The organism is Streptomyces sp. NPDC006193 (assembly GCF_040613915.1).
Lineage (GTDB): Bacteria > Actinomycetota > Actinomycetes > Streptomycetales > Streptomycetaceae > Streptomyces.
Genome location: NZ_JBEXTB010000039.1, coordinates 16,843 through 34,315, shown reverse-complemented (window position 1 = coordinate 34,315; position 17,473 = coordinate 16,843). Strand labels below are relative to the sequence as shown.

The 17,473-nt window shown below is 72.8% G+C and carries 8 protein-coding genes; 3 read left to right on the top strand and 5 right to left on the bottom strand.

Features of this window, described 5'->3' with window-relative positions; genetic code table 11:
• Positions 1-84: 84 nt before the first annotated feature.
• Positions 85-2,298, top strand: a complete 2,214-nt coding sequence (locus tag ABZ261_RS26820; RefSeq protein WP_356863461.1) for a CDP-glycerol glycerophosphotransferase family protein — start codon at positions 85-87, stop codon at positions 2,296-2,298.
• Entirely contained in the window at positions 2,295-3,959 is a 1,665-nt protein-coding gene (locus tag ABZ261_RS26815; RefSeq protein WP_356863459.1) for a glycosyltransferase family 2 protein, read from the top strand. The genes ABZ261_RS26820 and ABZ261_RS26815 overlap by 4 nt, the downstream gene beginning before the upstream one ends.
• A gap of 157 nt (positions 3,960-4,116) precedes the next feature.
• Here the strand turns inward: ABZ261_RS26815 and ABZ261_RS26810 are convergent, their stop codons facing one another.
• The 4 genes from ABZ261_RS26810 to ABZ261_RS26795 form a co-directional block, all read right to left on the bottom strand.
• Positions 4,117-5,556, bottom strand: a complete 1,440-nt coding sequence (locus ABZ261_RS26810) for a hypothetical protein (RefSeq protein WP_356863496.1) — start codon at positions 5,554-5,556, stop codon at positions 4,117-4,119.
• A 209-nt stretch (positions 5,557-5,765) separates the two neighbouring features.
• Positions 5,766-10,709 (bottom strand): NAD-glutamate dehydrogenase, encoded by a 4,944-nt coding sequence (locus ABZ261_RS26805; RefSeq protein WP_356863457.1) that lies wholly within the window; start codon positions 10,707-10,709, stop codon positions 5,766-5,768.
• Positions 10,710-11,373: 664 nt separating this feature from the next.
• Positions 11,374-12,042 carry an HAD family hydrolase gene (locus ABZ261_RS26800; protein ID WP_356863455.1) on the bottom strand — a complete coding sequence of 223 codons (669 nt, stop codon included), beginning with the start codon at positions 12,040-12,042 and terminating at the stop codon, positions 11,374-11,376.
• A gap of 95 nt (positions 12,043-12,137) precedes the next feature.
• Complete coding sequence (locus ABZ261_RS26795; RefSeq protein ID WP_356863453.1) at positions 12,138-12,650, bottom strand: hypothetical protein; 513 nt, start codon at positions 12,648-12,650, stop codon at positions 12,138-12,140.
• A gap of 326 nt (positions 12,651-12,976) precedes the next feature.
• Here ABZ261_RS26795 and ABZ261_RS26790 point away from each other — a divergent pair, with 326 nt between their 5' ends.
• A complete protein-coding gene (locus tag ABZ261_RS26790; RefSeq protein WP_356863451.1) occupies positions 12,977-13,477 on the top strand; it encodes an Rv3235 family protein in 501 nt (166 codons plus the stop codon).
• A gap of 1,042 nt (positions 13,478-14,519) precedes the next feature.
• On the opposite strand, the gene secA is transcribed toward ABZ261_RS26790, so the two are convergent.
• Entirely contained in the window at positions 14,520-17,330 is a 2,811-nt protein-coding gene (secA, locus tag ABZ261_RS26785) for a preprotein translocase subunit SecA (RefSeq protein WP_356863449.1), read from the bottom strand.
• Between the last annotated feature and the right edge of the window lie 143 nt (positions 17,331-17,473).

Below are 17,473 nucleotides of genomic sequence, written 5' to 3'. Positions count from 1 at the left end.
GAATCGGTTATCCCTTTCATACGCTTAGTGACAGTATGTTATGAAGGGTGTACCCGGAGATGACGAACCGAAGGAGTCCATCCGATGCCCCAGCTGAGTGTGATCGTCTACGGGCCGAACACCCAGGGGCATCTCACGGAACTCCTCGACTCCCTGGAGGCCCACCCGCTCCCCGACGCCGAGGTGATCGTCGCCGCGGTCGGCGACTGGGCGCGGGAGACGGCCGAGCGCCACGCCCCGGAGACGATCGTCGTCCCCCTGCCGGACGGCACCCGTGACGCGGACGCCCGGGCGGCCGGCGCCGCCCGGGCGTCCGGCCGCTGGTTCCACTTCGTGCACGCCAAGGACGGCCTGCCGGCCGGCGCGCCCCGCCTGATCGCCGAGCGGACCGCCGAACTGGACGGCGCGGCCGCCTCCCGGCCGCCCGTCGACGTGCTCCTCTTCGACCACGTCACCACCACCTGGCAGAGCGCCGCCACCCCCTCCCGCGACGGCCGCCACCTCGCCGCGGTCGGCCGCGCCGGACTGCCCCTGGACGAGGCCGCGGGCCTGCTGCGCCTCACCCCGCTGCTCGGCAACCGCGCCCTGCGCGCCGCATTCTGGCGGGCCCACGAGGAGCGGTTGACCACGGACGACGAGCCGTACGCCGCCCACGCGGCCCTGCTGCACGCCGAGCGCGTCGCCTGCCTGAACCAGGCGGCGTACGAGAACCGCGTGCTGCGCCCCGAGAGCCTGCCGCCGCGCCCTCCCGAGGACCGGCTCGCGCTCGTCGAGCGCTACGAGTCCCTGCTGGCGCTGGCCCGGGACCGGCGCGCCACCCTGGCGGTGCTGTACGACCTGATGGTGCGCGACCTGCTGCGCACCTTCGCCCGTGAGGACCTGCCCGACCCCGTGGCCCGCGAGTTCTTCCGCCGCGCCTCCGCGGCCGCGGTCCGCTGGCGCCCCGAGGGCCACCGGCGCCCGGCGGGCCTGGAGGGCGTGCGGCACGCGCTGCTGGAGGAGGGCGCGTACGCCAAGTACCGGGCCTTCCAGGCCGCCAACCGCACCCGCCGCTCGGTCAGGAAGTCGGTGCGGACCCGCAAGCGCCGGCTGGGCGCGAAGGTCCGCGACCACCAGTACCGCCGCGCCCTGGGCCGCCCGCTCGACCCGCGCCTCGCCGTGTTCTCCGCCTACTGGGACCGCGGGGTCTCCTGCAACCCGGCCGCGATCGCCGCGAAACTGGCCGAACTCGCCCCGCACATCCATCCGGTGTGGGTGGTGTCCAAGGAGAACACGGCACTGCTGCCGCCCGGCACCGACCACGTCGTCCCCGGCACCCGCCGCTACTGGGAGACCCTGGCCACCGCCACGTGGTTGACGAACAACGTCAACTTCCCCAACGCGGTGGTCAAACGCCCCGGGCAGATCCACCTCCAGACCCACCACGGCACCCCGCTCAAGCGGATGGGTCTGGACCAGATGGAGCACCCCGCCGCCGCCAAGGGCCTGGACTTCGCCGCCCTGCTGGCCCGCATCGACCGGTGGGACTACAGCGTCAGCGCCAACAGCCACTCCACCCGCATGTGGGAGCGCGCCTACCCGGCCCGCTACACCTCCCTCGACCACGGCTATCCGCGCAACGACGTGTTCTACCGGGCCACCGCCGCCGACGTGCGCGCCGCCCGCGACCGCCTCGGCATCGCCCCCGGCAGCACGGCCGTCCTGTACGCCCCCACCCACCGCGACTACGAGGCCGGCTTCACCCCCCGCCTCGACCTCGCCGCGCTCGCCGACCGCCTCGGCGAGAACACGGTCCTGCTGGTCCGCGCCCACTACTTCTACGGTGGCGCGGCCTCCCCGCTGACCGGGCTGCGCCGCTCCGGCCGGATCATCGACGTCTCCTCCTACGACCCCGTCGAGGAACTGTGCCTGGCCGCCGACGCGCTGGTCACGGACTACTCGTCGATCATGTTCGACTACGCCAACCTCGACCGCCCGATCGTGATCTACGCCGACGACTGGGAGACCTACCGGACCACCCGGGGGGTCTACTTCGACCTGATGGCCGAACACCCCGGCCAGGTCGCCCGCACCCAGGAGGAACTGGCGGAGATCTTCGTCTCCGGCGCCTGGCGCGACGACGGCGCGGCCAAGGCGCGGACCGTGTTCCGGCGCCGTTTCTGCGAGTACGACGACGGGCGCGCCGCCGAACGGGTGGTGCGGCGGGTGTTCCTGGGCGAACCGGAGGAATCGCTGCCACCGGTCGTCCCGATCGAGGACCGCACCCCCGCCCCGACGCCCGAGGAGGCCACGGCATGACGCGCCCCGACGTCACGGTCACTGTCATCGTCTACAACGACGCGGCGCGCCTGCCCCGCGCGGTCGCCTCCCTGCGCGCGCAGACGCACGCCAACATCGAGATCGTCATCAGCGACGACCACTCCACGGACGACACGCCGTCCGTGGCGCGGGAGCTCGCGGCCCAGGACCACCGCATCCGCTATCTGCGGCTGCCGGAGAACAGCGGCGGCTGCAGCGCCCCGCGCAACCGGGCCATCGAGATCGCCCGGGCGCCGTACCTGATGTTCCTCGACAGCGACGACGAACTCCCGCCGCGGGCGGTCGAGTCGCTGCTCGCGGCCCACCGCGAACGCGAGGTCGACTTCACCATGGGCGCGGTCCGCCGGGTCCGGGTGGACAACGGCCGCCGCTCGACGTGGATGCCGCACCTGGTCGCCGAACACCGCACGGTGGAGGGCATCGAGGCGGACCCGCGGCTGTTCTTCGAGCACCTGTCGACCAGCAAGATGTACGCCCGCAGCTTCCTGGACCGCCACCGGCTCCGCTTCCCCGAGGGCATCCACTACGAGGACCAGCTGTTCTCGGCGCAGGCGTACTGCCTGGCGAAGGCGTTCACGATCATCCCGGAACCGGTGTACATCTGGTACATCGAGCCGTTCGCCGCCGCGTCCTCGGCCTCCATCTCCAACCAGCGGCACAAGATCTCCAACGTCCGCGACCGGGTCCATGTGCAGCGCCTGATCGACGACTTCCTGGTGAGCAGCGGGCACGCCGGGCTGCGGGAGGACAAGGACTACAAGTTCCTCAAGCACGACTTCCGCATGTACGCCGGCGACCTGCCCTACCGGGACCAGGAGTGGCTGACGGCCTTCGCGGACCTGGTGAACCCCTATCTGGACACGCTGGCCCCCGAGGCGTACGCCCGGCTGCCGCGCCCCGAGCGGGTCGTGCTGGAACTGCTGCGGGAGGGCCGACCGGCCGACGCGCAGCAGGCGGCGCGCGGGCTGGGGCACCCGGTGGCGCCGCGGCAGGTGACCACCGACACCGCGGGCGTGCCGTACTGGGGCGACCGCGTGCCGTCCACCGACCGGGCCCGCCGGGAGCTGGACCTGTCCGAGCTGGAGCTGGACACCCGCCCGTTCCCCACCGCCCAGTTCCGCCACGAGATCACCTCCCTGACGACCGGCGCCGGGCCGTCCCTGACCCTCGCCGTCCGCACGTACGACCCCGGGCTGCGCCTCCCGGTCGGCCCCCAGCGCGCCTGCCTGCTGCTGTCCCCCGGCGGACGGCGCATGACGGTCCCCTTCCGCCTGGACCCGGTACGCCCCGGCGTCTTCGAAGGCACGGTCCGCCTCGACCTGGCCGCCGCGCCGCTCCCCCTCCAGGGCTTCGAGGGCGTGCGGCACCCCCTGATCCGGCTCGACCAGCAGGGCCTGGCCAACTCGGGACTCCTGCTGGCCCCCCTGGACTTCCCCGCCCGCACCATCCGCATCAACTACCGCTCCGGCACGGCCCCTCACGAGGTCACCGTCGAACCGGAGGGCCGCAACCCCGGCCGTCTGCAGCTGCGCTGGCGGCCGGTGGGAGTGACGGCACGGGTGGTCCGTCCGGTGGTGCGCCGGGTGGCCCGGCCGAAGGTGCGGACCGCGGCACGGCTGGTGGCGAGCGTCCTGAAGTGACCGGCGGCGCGCCCGCGCCCCGGGCTGTCCGGGCGCGGACGCCCCGCGGGTCCGCGCCGCCCGCGCCGCCCGCGCGGCCGCCCGGTCCTTCCCGGTGCCCGTGCCCGGTGCGGCTCGGGCCCTGCCGCGACGCCGGCGGGATCCGGCCGGCAGGGCCTCACGGCAGCACGCGGTACAGGATCTGGCCGCCCGGGCCCGCGGCCGCCTTCCGCAGCCAGGGCGCCGCCGCCGGCCTCCCCGCGACGACCCACCTCACCCCGTACTCCCGCAGGATCCCGCGCCGTTCCTGAGCGCCCGTCCCCGCAGCGAAGTACCGCTCCACCGCCTCCGCACGCCGGGCGGCGTCCCGCAGGAACACGTCGGGGTACCCCGGCGCCACGGTGTACGGCCCGTACGCCGGGATCTGCCGCGCGGGGAACGTACGGGCCATCACCACGTCCCCGTACCTCACCCCCGCCCGCATGATCCACTGGTAACCCGTCCACGGCGTGCGGTACTTGTCCGCGACCACCCCGGGCAGCGCGTCCCGCCCCACCACGTACCCGAGCGTCCCGGCCTGCGTCCACGCCCCCACCGCCAGCGCGGCGCACAGCGCCCACGCCCACCCGGCGCGCACCGCGCGCCGGCCGGCCGCCGTCGCCTCCAGCGCGGCCGCCAGCTGGGCCGGGACGAGCGCGGCGGGCAGGGCGCGGCCCCACGAGTAGTGGCCGGTCAGGCCGCCCGCGGCGAACACCAGCACACCGAGGGCGAAGAACAGCACCAGCGGATCCCACCGGTCGCGCCGCCACCGGGACCCCAGCGCCGCCACCCCCAGCAGCACCAGCCAGAACCGCTCGGCCAGGTGCTCGTACAGCGGCCGGTGGACGGCCTCCAGGTCCGCGCCCGCGGAGAACAGCGCGACGAAGTCGTAGTACGGCCACAGCCACAGCACCAGCAGCCCCGCCGCGAGCCCGGCGCCGATCCGCAGCAGCGCACCGCGCGCCGGCCGTGCCGCGAGCACCGTGGCGAGCGCCCCCAGGCAGGCCACCACCCCGGTGAACTGATGGCACAGCAGGATCAGCGCCCACAGCACCCCCAGCGCGAGCCACACCCCCCACCCGGCCGCACCGCGCACCGCCCGCGTCAGCCGCGCCCAGAAGTGGAAGGTGAGGCCGAGCGCGAGGACGCTGGGGTACGACACCGTCAGCGCGAGGGAGTTGAGGCCGAGGAAGCCGCTCCAGCTGAACAGCGTCGTGCCCCAGAGCAGCAGCAGGCTCAGCAGGGCGGCCGCGGGGGCGGCGCGGTGACCGCTGAGCGTGCGGACGTGACTGCGGACCCCCGTCACCAGGAGGGCCAGTCCGGCGAGCGCCGCCACCCGCAGCACCACGAACACCGACAGCCCGGTGAGCTTGGCGAGGCAGCCCAGCAGCAGCATCCACGGCGAGTAGTAGGGGCTCGGCGTGTCGGCGTCGACCAGCGGATTGCCGGGGTGGAGCGGGCTGTGCCGCAGACGCTGGACCGTGGCCGCGTGCATGCCCAGGTCGCCCGCCCACGGCAGGCGGACGACCACCAGGAGCAGCAGCGCCACGACGAGCGCGGCGGCGGCCTCGGGCAGCATCCGGCGGGCACGCGCGGCGGCGTGGGGCGGTGCCGTACGGCTCACCGTTTCGGTGTCAGACGGCGCGGTCGGCATCGTCACACCGCCGACCCTATCCGAATCACCCCGATGAGCAGGAAACGGTGGATAACCCGCACGCCGGGCGCCGGCGGTGAGAACACGGGCGCCCCGGGCCGCGCAGTGCCCGGGGCGCCCGTGGTGCCGTACGGCTACGAGTGCGTGCGCAGCAGCGTCCGCATCGTGCGCATCGCCACCGACAGGTTGGCGAGGTCGAAGGAGTCCGAGCTGCGGATCTCCTCCAGGGTGGTGCGGGCGCGGCTGAGGATCGCGGCGTTCTTCTGCTCCCAGGCCTTGAACCGCTGCTCCGGCGTCGAGGTGCCGTTGCCCGCCGCGAGGACGTCCGCGGTGAGCGCCGCGTGGGCCGCGTACAGGTCCTCGCGGATGGAGGCGCGGGCCATGGACTGCCAGCGGTCGGCGCGGGGCAGCTCGATGATGCGGTCCATCAGCTGGGTGATCCCGAGCCGGTCGGCGAGGTCGTAGTAGACCTCGGCGACGTCCAGCGCCTCCTTGCCCGTGCGGTCGGCCACCGAGACGATGTCCAGCGCCGGGAAGGCGGAGGAGAAACCGGCCACCCGGGTGGCGAGTTCGTCCGGGACGCCGGCCGCGGACAGCTCGTCGTACACGTGCTGGTACCACTCCAGGTCCGCGCCGCGCAGCAGCTTCGGCAGCTCCTGCCAGACCCGCTCCACCCGCTCGGCGAAGAACTCGACCGTCTCGGCGAGCTGCAGCGGCTGCGGCCGGTTGTTGAGCAGCCAGCGCGTGCCGCGCTCCACCAGGCGGCGCGAGTGCAGCCGGATGCGGGTCTGGACGGCCGCGTCGACCTTGTTGTCCAGCGCCTCCACCGCGTCCCACACCGGCGCCGAGCAGAAGATCGCACGGGCCGCGGTCTGGGCGCGGACGATCTCCTCCAGCGAGGCGCCCGTCTCCTCGCGCAGACGGTGCAGATACGTCGTACCGCCGGTGTTGACCGTGTCGTTGACCAGCACGGTCGTGGTGATCTCGCGGCGCAGCGGGTGGTTGTCGATCGCGTCGGCGAAGCGCTCGCGCAGGGCCGTCGGGAAGTACGCGTGCAGCAGCCCGCGCAGGTACGGGTCGTCGGGCAGCGAGGTGTGCAGCAGCTCCTCGGCGACCGTGATCTTGGTGTACGCCAGGACCACGGCCGTCTCCGGGCCGGTCAGGCCCTGGCCCTGGGCGAGGCGCTCGCGGATCTGCCGGTCGGTCGGCAGGAACTCCAGCGCCCGGTCCAGGTGGCCCTCGCGCACCAGGTGGCGGATGAACCGCTGCTGCGCGTGGAGCATGTCCTTGGCCTGGAACAGCGCGTTCGCCAGGGCCGTGTTCTGCGCGTAGTTGTTGCGCAGGACCAGCGCGCCGACCTCGTCGGTCATCTCGGCGAGCAGCTTGTTGCGCTGCTTGACGGTCATGTCGCCGTCCGCGACCAGGCCGTTCAGCAGGATCTTGATGTTCACCTCGTGGTCGGAGGTGTCCACGCCGGCGCTGTTGTCGATCGCATCGGTGTTGATCTTGCCGCCGTGCATGGCGAACTCGATGCGGCCGAGCTGGGTCAGGCCCAGGTTGCCGCCCTCGCCGACCACCTTGACGCGCAGGTCGGCGCCGTCGACGCGGATCGCGTCGTTGGCCTTGTCGCCGACGTCCGCGTTGGACTCCGACGACGCCTTCACGTACGTGCCGATCCCGCCGTTCCACAGCAGGTCCACCGGCGCCTTGAGGATCGCCTTCATCAGGTCGGCCGGGGTCATCTTGGAGATCTTCTCCTCGATGCCCAGCGCCTGGCGGATGTGGCCGTTCAGCGGGATCGACTTGGCGCTGCGCGGGAAGATCCCGCCGCCCGCCGACAGCAGCTCCGTGTTGTAGTCGGCCCAGCTGGAGCGGGGCAGCTCGAACAGGCGGCGGCGCTCGGCGTAGGAGACGGCCGCGTCCGGGTCCGGATCGATGAAGATGTGCCGGTGGTCGAAGGCGGCGACCAGGCGGATGTGCTCGGACAGCAGCATGCCGTTGCCGAACACGTCACCGGACATGTCGCCGATGCCGACGACCGTGAAGTCCTCGGACTGGGTGTCCACGCCGAGCTCGCGGAAGTGCCGCTTGACCGACTCCCACGCGCCGCGCGCGGTGATGCCCATGCCCTTGTGGTCGTAGCCGGCCGAGCCGCCGGAGGCGAAGGCGTCGCCGAGCCAGAAGTTGTAGGTCTCGGCGACCCCGTTGGCGATGTCCGAGAAGGTCGCGGTGCCCTTGTCGGCGGCGACCACCAGGTAGGTGTCGTCCCCGTCGTGCCGGACCACGTCCTGCGGCGGCACGACCTCGCCGGCCACCATGTTGTCGGTGATGTCGAGCAGCGCCGAGATGAACGTCTTGTAGCTGGCGATGCCCTCCGCCAGCCACGCGTCGCGGTCCACGCTCGGGTCGGGCAGCTGCTTGGCGACGAAGCCGCCCTTGGCGCCGACCGGCACGATGACGGTGTTCTTCACCATCTGCGCCTTGACCAGGCCGAGGATCTCGGTGCGGAAGTCCTCCCGCCGGTCCGACCAGCGCAGGCCGCCGCGCGCGACCTTGCCGAAACGCAGGTGCACGCCCTCGACCCGCGGCGAGTACACCCAGATCTCGTACGCCGGGCGCGGCGCGGGCAGGTCCGGGATGGCCTGCGGGTCGAACTTCATGGAGACGTAGTCGTGCGGCCGGCCGCCGGCCGCCTCCTGGAAGAAGTTGGTGCGCAGGGTCGCCTTGATGACGGTCAGGAAGGACCGCAGGATGCGGTCCTCGTCCAGGCTGGCCACCTGCTCCAGGGCCGCGTCCAGCTCCTCCAGCAGGGCGTCGGTGATCTCCATCCCGGCCTGCTGCCGGTCCGGGGACATCCGCGCCTCGAACAGGGAGACGAGGAGGCGGGTGGTGTGGACGTTGTTGCGGAGGGTGTCCTCCATGTAGTCCTGCGAGAACGTCGAGCCGGCCTGCCGCAGGTACTTGGCGTAGGCCCGCAGCACCATCGCCTGCCGCCAGGTCAGCCCGGCGCTGAGCACGAGCGCGTTGAAGCCGTCGTTCTCGGCCTTGCCGGTCCAGGTCGCGGCGAACGCGTCCTGGAACCGCTCGCGGGCGTCGTCGCCCAGGTAGTCGCCGCCGGAGCCGCCGAGCGACTTCGGCATGCGCAGACCGAAGTCGTAGATCCAGGCGGTGGTGCGGTCCGTGCAGCGCAGCTCGTACGGCCGCTCGTCGGTGACCTCGACGCCGAGCCGGCTCAGCACCGGCAGCACCTTGGACAGCGAGATCGAGCCGCCCTTCTGGTAGATCTTGAAGCGGCGCTCGTCGGGGGCCGCGCCCACCGGCTCGTACAGGCTCAGCGAGAAGGTCCGGTCCTCGCCCAGCTGCTCCAGGTGGACCAGGTCGGAGACCGCGGCGCGCGGGCTGTGGTCGGCCTTGTAGCCCTCGGGGAAGGCGTGGCTGTAGCGGCGCAGCACCTCGGCCGCGCGCTCCTCGCCGACCTCGGCGGTCAGCGCCTCGGCGAAGGCGTCCGCCCAGGACCGGGCGGCCTCGACCAGCCGGGCCTCGATGCGCTCCTTGTCGGCGTCGGACAGGTGCGACAGCTCGGTGCCGGACGGCACCCGGACCACGAAGTGCAGCCGGGACAGGATCGACTCGGTGTTCCAGGCGGTGAAGTCGACGCTGATGCCGCCCAGTTCCTCCTTCAGTATGTCGATGATCCGCAGCCGGACGCCGGTGGTGTAGCGGTCGCGCGGGAGGTAGACGAGGGCCGAGTAGTAGCGGCCGTACTCGTCCTGGCGCAGGTACAGCCGCAGCCGGCGGCGCTCCTGCAGGTACAGCACGCTGGTCGCGATGGACTGCAGCTCGGCGACCGGCGTCTGGAACAGCTCGTCGCGCGGGTACGTCTCGAGGATCTGCAGCAGGTCGCGGCCGTCGTGGCTGTTGGGCGAGAACCCGGCGCGCCGCAGCACGTCGTCCACCTTGCGGCGGATCACCGGGACGCGGCGCACGGACTCGGTGTAGGCCGCGGAGGAGAACAGACCGAGGAAGCGGCGCTCGCCGACGACGTTGCCGTCCGCGTCGAACTTCTTGACGCCGATGTAGTCCAGGTACGACGGCCGGTGCACGGTGGCCCGGCTGTTGGCCTTGGTCAGCACCAGCAGCTTGTGCTCGCGGGCCTTGGCGCGCGCGTCGGCCGGGAGCCGCTCGAAGGAGGGGCTGACCGGGTGCTGGTCCTCCTCGGCGTGGTGCGGGTCGGAGCGCAGTATGCCGAGACCGGTGCCGGGGACGGCGGCGAGCGTGTCGTCGTCGCGCAGCTGGTACTCGCGGTACCCAAGGAAGGTGAAGTGGTCGTCGGCCAGCCAGCGCAGCAGCTCGCGGGCCTCCTCGACCTCGGGGCCGGGCAGGTCGCCGGGAACGGGCTCGTCCTGGAGGTCGCCGGCGATCCGCATCGCGGCTTCCCGCATCTTCTCCCAGTCCTCGACGGCCTCGCGGACGTCGGACAGGACGCGCAGCAGGTCGGCGGCGATCTGCTTGAGGTCGGCGCGGTCGGTCTCCCGGTCGATCTCGACGTGGATCCAGGACTCGACGTGCGCGTCGTGCGGGAGGTCGCCGGTGGGCGCGGTCGGCAGCACCTCGATCAGCTTGCCGGTCACGTCGCGCCGGACCACGAACTGCGGGTGGATGACGACGTGGATGCCGCGGCCCTGACGGGTCAGCTCGTTGGTGACCGAGTCGACCAGGAAGGGCATGTCGTCGGTGACGACCTCGACCACGGTGTGGCTGCAGGTCCAGCCGTTCTCCTCCACCGTCGGGGTGTGCACCCGGACGTTCGCGGTGCCCTGGGGGCGGTTGCCGGCGAGGCGGTAGTGCGAGACCGCGGCGCCGAAGACGTCGACCGGGTCGCGGTCGGTGAGGTCTTCCGGGGCGGTGTGCAGGTAGTAGCGCTGGAGGAACGCGAGCAGGGTCTCGCCGTCCGGGGTGCCGGGGGTGCCCTCGCTCGTCGTCCCGGTCGGTAGGTGCCCCCCGGCCGGGCTGTTCTCAGCTACCCGCGCGGCCCTCTCGAGCAGCTCGGCCTTGGCTTCGTCCAGCTTGGTCTGCATTGTCCTCTGGCTCCTGTCGCGCGCCGTTGCGTGACGTAGAAGGAAATACGGTGTCTTTCCCTCCGGCTCGACGCCACGGCCCGGGGTATCCGGTCCGGTCCGACGCTATGCCGCGAGGTGAGATGAACGGGGGGTATTCGGCCATTCTCGGCACGTCCTCCGGCTGTGACGCTGCTCTCGGCACCGCCGCCTCCCGGAGCGTGCTCGGCGTCCTGGGGGCGTCCGCGCCCCCGTCCCGCCCGCGAGGACCAGCGACCGCCGCCCGGTCACGGAGGTGTTCCGTGCGGCCCGGGCGCAGGGCGGGAGCGGCATCGCGCCCGCGGGATATCGCGCTGATCACGCCACAAGGCTATCGCCCCGCACCGGGGGCCCGTCATGAGCCGTATGTGTACAAAACCGGGGGGCCAAGTTTGACGTTCTGCACAGCGCGGCCCGTACGGGGGTGACGTAACCGGTCCCCACCGGTCGCCGGCAGCCCGACACCGGCAGCCCGACGCCGGTCGCGGGCGGCCGGGTCCGCCGACGCCCGGCGGCGCGCTTGCCCGCGCCGCCCGGCCCCGCCCGCGGTCCCGCCGTCCGCCGGGTCTCCGCGACCGCGATCCGGGGCGCCGCGGGCCGCCGCCGCCCCGGTCAGGCCACCGCCCCGGTCAGGCCACCACCCCGGTCAGGCCACCGCCCGCCGGGCCTCCGCGACCGCCTCGGCCAGGGTGTCCACCACCGGCACGCCCGCGGCCTCCAGGCCGGCCCGGCTGTGCGAGCCCCCGGTGTACAGCACCGCCCGCGCCCCCACGTGCCGCGCCGCGACCGCGTCGTCCGCCGCGTCCCCGATCACCACGGTCCGCTCCGGCTCCACGACCCCCGCCAGCGCCTCCAGGTGCCGCACCATGTGCTCGGCCTTGCTGCCGCCGGACGGCCCGGTGCGCCCGTCGACCCGCAGGAAGTGCTCCTCGATCCCGAAGCCCCGCACCAGCGGCACCAGCTCCTCGTGCCCGTACATGCTCAGCAGCGACTGGCTGTGCCCCGCCGACCGCCACCCGGCCAGCAGCTCCGCCGCGCCCTCGGTGAGCCCGCAGCGCACCCGGTGTTCCGCGTAGTACCGGTGGAAGATGCCGTCCATCAGCTCCCACTCGGCGTCGGTCGGCAGCCGGCCGAGCAGCCGCTCGTAGAACTTCGGCACCGGCACGCAGTACAGCGACCGGTACTGCTCCAGTGTGATCGGCGCGAGGCCCAGCTCGCCGAAGGCCGCGTTCGTCGCCCCGATGATCGCGTCGTTGTCGTGGAACAGCGTCCCGTTCCAGTCCCAGACGATGTGCGCGTTCGCCTGCATCCCCATGCCCCAGACCGTACCCGCGCCCGCCGGCGCCCACGGCCTCCTTCTCCGGCCCCCTTCGCGTCCGGCGGCCGCCCGGGCCGGCCCCGTGCGACCGGTCAGCCGCGTCCGACCAGGTGCTCGATCTCCTGCGTGGCGTACCACAGCAGCTCGTGGTCCTCCGCGCCGTCCACGACGAACTGCGCGTCGTCGTCCCCGCCGTCCGCCGCCTCCAGCGCCTCCGCCGCCGCGGCCACGTCCGCCTCCGCGTCGTCGGCGTCGACGTGCACGGAGGCCGCCTTCGCCAGCGGCACCGTCACGGTCACCGTCACCTCCCCGAGGGCCGACGGTTCGAGGCCCCGGTCCGGGTCGGCGCTCGCCGCGCCGTCGGGCACGTCGACGGCGACCACGACCCGGCGCCGTGCCGCGTCCCGGTCCGCCGCCAGCATCCGCAGCGAGGCCAGCGCGGCCCGGCCGAGCGCCGCGTACTCCAGTTCCTCGATGTCCTCGGAGAGGTACCACTCGCGCAGCGCGGGTGTCACGGCGTACGCGACGAAGGGGCCGGTCCCCAGCTCACCCGTCCTGTGCGCCTCGGCGAGAGCGGGGAGGGTCAGGGGGACGTAGACGCGCATGCTGGCCGCTCTTTCCTGGTCAAGGGCTCCGCTGGGCTCCCGGAGAGCGGCTGGCGCGTCTCCGGAGGGCCTTCAGGATACGTGCGCAGGTCCCCTTTCGAGCCCCTGCCCGCACCCTCCGGGACGTCCACCCCGTACCGCCCGGCTCACCCTCCCCGGCCGCCCGACCGCACGGTTCCGGGCGCCCCGCGTCCCTCGGATAGGTGACTTCTCCGGCCCTTCCCCGGCCGCCGCGTCCTCCTTGCCGGTCCCTCCCGCGCCCCGTACAAGAGCCCCACCAGCTAGTTACCGCCCGGTATCACCTCGGCCCGCCGAACGGGGACCCCATGAACAAGGTCATGAGCCGCACCGTCCGCACCGTCCAGCACCGCCCCCGCACGCGTCACCGCCCGCCGACCCGCCGCGACACCCGCCGTCCCGGCGGCGCACCGCCGCGCACGCCCAGCCGGCCGGCGGCCGCCGCCGTCCCCGCCGGGACGGCCGGTACCGGGCCCGAGTCGGCCCTGCGGCAGCCCCGCCCGACCGACCTGTTCGCGGAGCGCCTGCTGGCCGTCCTGAGCGGCCAGCGGCCCGTCCACTGGATGCTCCGCCACACCGCGGGCCGCGCCTACGACGACCTGACCCGCCTCGCCGAACGCACCCCGCTGCGCACCCCCGGCTCCCGCCCGGCCGTCCACGACATCGGCTACTACGTCCCGAGCGACGGCGCGCTGGAGGTGTTCGCCCGCATCACCGCCGGGGACCGGCTGCGAGCCCTGGCCTTCCGCCTGGAACGCGGCAAGGACCTCCGCTGGCGCTGCACGGCGGTGGAAACGGCCACACGGTAGTGCCGACAGTCCGGGCAGCCGCGGACCCCACCCCACTGGGGCTGGCACCCGCGGAGGCCACCGCGGCCGCCGCCCAGGTGCAGCGACGCGGCAGGACCCTCCGGAGCCTCCGCTCCCGTGCCGACGGGAACGCACCGGAGCACAGCCGCCGGGCCCGTCCCGCTCCGGCGGGCCCGGCAGGTCTCCCCGAACCCCGGGGAACGACACCCGTCGCTCCCCGGCCCCGACGCGGGCATTTCCGGTCCGCCGGGAACGAGAGCCCGCTCCCGTGCCGACGGGGCCAGCCCGGAGGACAGCCCTCCGGGCCCGTACCACTCCGGCAGCGCCCGGATCCGGCAGCCCGGCAGGTCTCCCCAACCTCGGGGAACTGCACTCTGCGCTCCCGTGCCGGCAGCAGCCCGAGCGCGACGCGGCCCCGGCGGAGGAACCTCGGCCCCCCGGGGACGGCAGCCCCCGCATACATGCCCGCGGGGCCGGCACGGGAGAGCAGAGCCGTGACGCTCGGGAGGCCGCCCGGATACGGCGAAGCGGCACGCGCGGTAAGCCCGGACCCCGGGGACGACGCCCGTGCCGGCGGGGCGGCACCTAACCCAGCCGTCCGCAGCCGTACCGCTCGGACGGCCGTCCGGGAGCGGCAGCGCGGCCCCCGACACGGGGATGGCCGGTCCCCAGGAACGAGAACCCGCCCCCGTACCGGCGCGGCCGGCCCGAGGACAGCCGTCCGCATCCGTACCGCTCCGGCAGCCGTCCGGGAGCGGCGGCGCGGCCCCCCCCCACACGGGGATGACCGGTCCCCCAGGAACGAGGACCCGCCCCCGTACCGGCGGGGCCGGCCCGAGGGCAGCCGTCCGGGCCCGTACCGCTCCGGCAGCCGCCCGAGGGCGGCAACGTCCCTGTCGCTGAAACCCCGGCCCTGGGAACGACGGCCCCCGCACGCGTGCCGGCGCCGGGGCCGCGCGGCGGGGGGGACCGTACCTCGGCCTCGACGCGACAGGGCCGGGCCCCGCAGGAGACCCGGCCCCGTCCGACGGCTGGAGCGCCGCTACTTCTTGCGGCGGCGGCCGCCCTTCGCCTGCCGGCGGCGCTCGGCCCGCGTCAGCCCGTCCGACTCCGAGCGCACCGGCTCGTCGTCCTCCAGGTCACGCTCGGCGACACCGCCCTCGCCGTCCACCGTCGGCGCGGAGAAGTGCAGCTGGCGCCGCTGCGGCACGTCCAGCCCCTTCGCGCGGATCTCCGGACGCGCGCCCGCCTGGGCCGGCACCGTGTCCTGCACGCCCTCGGCCACCGGCTGGGCGTCCTCGACCGGGACCTCCTCGACCTGCTGCTCGACCTGGACCTCCAGGTTGAACAGGTAGCCGACGGACTCCTCCTTGATGCCCTCCATCATGGCGGTGAACATGTCGAAGCCCTCGCGCTGGTACTCGACCAGCGGGTCCTTCTGCGCCATCGCGCGCAGACCGATGCCCTCCTGGAGGTAGTCCATCTCGTAGAGGTGCTCGCGCCACTTGCGGTCCAGGACCGACAGCACGACCCGGCGCTCCAGCTCACGCATGATCTCGGAGCCGAGCTGCGCCTCGCGGGCCGCGTACTGCTCGTGGATGTCCTCCTTGATGGACTCCGCGATGAACTCGGCGGTCAGGCCGGCCCGGTCGCCGGCCGCCTCCTCCAGCTCCTCGATGGTGACCTTCACCGGGTACAGCTGCCGGAACGCGCCCCACAGCCGGTCCAGGTCCCAGTCCTCGGGGAAGCCCTCGGCGGTCTCCGCGGCCACGTACGCGTCGATGGTGTCGTCCATGAAGTGGTGGATCTGCTCATGCAGGTCCTCGCCCTCCAGGACGCGCCGGCGCTCGCCGTAGATGACCTCGCGCTGCCGGTTGAGCACCTCGTCGTACTTCAGGACGTTCTTACGGGTCTCGAAGTTCTGCTGCTCGACCTGCGACTGCGCGGACGCGATCGCGCGCGTGACCATCTTGTTCTCGATCGGCACGTCGTCCGGCACGTTCGCCATCGACATCACGCGCTCAACCATCTGCGCCTTGAACAGCCGCATCAGGTCGTCGCCGAGGGAGAGGTAGAAGCGGGACTCGCCGGGGTCGCCCTGACGGCCGGAACGACCGCGCAGCTGGTTGTCGATCCGGCGGGACTCGTGCCGCTCGGTGCCCAGCACGTACAGCCCGCCGAGCGCCTCGACCTCCTCCTTCTCCGCCTTGACCGCCGCCTCGGCCCGCTCCAGGGCGGCCGGCAGGGCCGCGGCCCACTCCTCGATGTGCTCCTCGGGGTCGAGGCCGCGCTGGCGCAGCTCCGCCTCGGCGAGGTCCTCGGGGTTGCCGCCGAGCTTGATGTCCGTACCGCGGCCGGCCATGTTCGTGGCCACGGTCACGGCGCCCTTGCGGCCGGCCTGGGCGACGATCTGCGCCTCACGCTCGTGGTGCTTGGCGTTCAGCACCTCGTGCTGGATGCCGCGCTTGCTGAGCTGCTGCGAGAGGTACTCCGACTTCTCGACGGACGTGGTGCCGACCAGGATCGGCTGACCCTTCTCGTGCTTCTCGGCGATGTCGTCGACGACCGCCTCGAACTTGGCCACCTCGGTGCGGTAGATGAGGTCCGACTGGTCCTTGCGGATCATCGGCTTGTTCGTCGGGATCGGGACCACGCCGAGCTTGTAGATCTGGTGGAACTCGGCGGCCTCGGTCATCGCCGTACCGGTCATGCCGGAGAGCTTCTTGTAGAGGCGGAAGAAGTTCTGCAGGGTGATCGTGGCGAGCGTCTGGTTCTCGTCCTTGATGTCCACCCCTTCCTTCGCCTCGATCGCCTGGTGCATGCCCTCGTTGTAGCGGCGGCCGGCGAGGATACGGCCGGTGTGCTCGTCGACGATCATGACTTCGCCGTCGATGACGACGTAGTCCTTGTCCTTCTTGAAGAGCTCCTTCGCCTTGATGGCGTTGTTCAGGTAGCCCACCAGCGGGGTGTTCACCGACTCGTAGAGGTTGTCGATGCCCAGCCAGTCCTCGACCTTGCTGACACCGGACTCGTGGATGGCGACCGTGCGCTTCTTCTCGTCGACGTCGTAGTCGCCGGTCTCCTCGATGCCCTTGAGGGGGTTGCCGGCCTCACCGCGCTTGAGGCGCGTGACCAGCTTGGCGAAGTCGCCGTACCACTTGGTGGCCTGGTCGGCCGGGCCGGAGATGATCAGCGGCGTCCGGGCCTCGTCGATGAGGATGGAGTCGACCTCGTCGACGATGGCGAAGTTGTGGCCGCGCTGCACCAGCTCGTCCTTCGACCACGCCATGTTGTCGCGCAGGTAGTCGAAGCCGAACTCGTTGTTCGTGCCGTAGGTGATGTCGCACGCGTACTGCTCGCGGCGCTGAGCCGGCGTCATGTTGGCGAGGATGCAGCCGACGCTCAGGCCCAGGAACTTGTGGACGCGGCCCATCATCTCGGAGTCGCGCTCGGCCAGGTAGTCGTTGACCGTGATGAGGTGGACGCCGTCTCCGGACAGGGCGTTCAGGTACGCGGGCAGCGTGCCGACGAGGGTCTTGCCCTCACCGGTCTTCATCTCGGCCACATAGCCGAGGTGGAGCGCGGCGCCGCCCATCAGCTGCACGTCGTAGTGGCGCTGGCCGAGGACGCGCTTGGCGGCCTCGCGCACGGTGGCGAACGCCTCGGGGAGCAGGTCGTCCAGGCTCTCACCGTCGGCGTACCGCTGTTTGTACTCCTCGGTGAGGGCCCGCAGCTCGGCGTCGGAGAGGTCGACGAAGTCCTCTTCGATGGAGTTGACCTGGTCCGCGATGCGGTGCAGCTTGCGCAGGATCTTGCCTTCGCCTGCACGCATGATCTTCGAGAGGACGGACACGGGGGCTGGTCTCCTTGCCGGTCGGGCCTGGGACGGTCGGTTTTCCTTCTGCGTAACTGAGCAACGGCCATCGTATGCGAGGACCCGGCTGCGCCGGGAGGCCCGGCGGCCCGACGGGTGCTCCACCGGGACAACGGACGGCC